This window comes from Flavobacterium bomense (genome assembly GCF_003970355.1).
In genome coordinates this window covers 1-711 of sequence record NZ_RYDJ01000286.1, presented here as the reverse complement: position 1 = coordinate 711, position 711 = coordinate 1, and the positions used below count along the sequence as shown (strand labels likewise).

Annotated in this window: 1 protein-coding gene and 1 pseudogene; one reads left to right on the top strand and one right to left on the bottom strand. The window is 34.5% G+C overall.

Going from position 1 to position 711, the window contains the following annotated elements:
* Positions 1-350: Na+/H+ antiporter NhaA (locus tag EKL98_RS18365; RefSeq protein ID WP_233589521.1), on the bottom strand; the 350-nt coding region annotated here is incomplete at its 3' end.
* Positions 351-515: 165 nt separating this feature from the next.
* On the opposite strand from EKL98_RS18365, the pseudogene EKL98_RS17355 reads away from it, so the two are divergent.
* A pseudogene (locus tag EKL98_RS17355) lies at positions 516-711 on the top strand (hydroxyacid dehydrogenase); the annotation flags it as partial.

The window sequence follows — 711 nt, the reverse complement described above, 5'->3', positions numbered from 1 at the left end:
TTTTGAGTTATGGTTCCAAAATTCAACAGTAAAAATAATCCGGCAGGAATAAGCATTCCGCCCAAAGCTCCAAAAATAGGCAATGCAGCATTTTTAATGCTCGATAATTCCCCTTGATAAATTTCGCGTTCTAACTCTAAACCTATCAATAGAAAGAAAATTGCCATCAAGCCATCGTTAATCCAATGTGTGATGGAATGATGTCCAACTTCGGTAGACCAAATCTGAATATATTCGGTTTGAATGGGAGAGTTGGCAAGGTAAAGTGACAAAATGGTTACACAAAGAAGCAGAATTCCACCCGATTTTTCGCTTTCAAAGAAAGATTTAAAGGTTTTTGTTAATTTCATTTTAAAGCTATTTACAGTTTCATGAGAAAATTGAAAGATTCGAAAGGAAATTTAATTCATTTTCATTTAACAAATTTACATAATTGAACTACTAAATCCTCTTAACAAAACGATAAACCGCAATTTTTTTGTTATTTTGGTGAATCAAATTTAGAAACATATTTTATGGGCATCAAAATCCTTCATATCGATAGCAATCATCTCATACTTTGGGAACAATTGCAGCAAGCAGGATTTTCCAACCACGAAGATTTCACTTCTTCCAAAGCGGAAATCGAAGCCAAAATCCACGATTATCAAGGCATCGTCATTCGCAGCCGATTCAAAATCGACAAAGCTTTCTTGGACAAAGCCACCAATT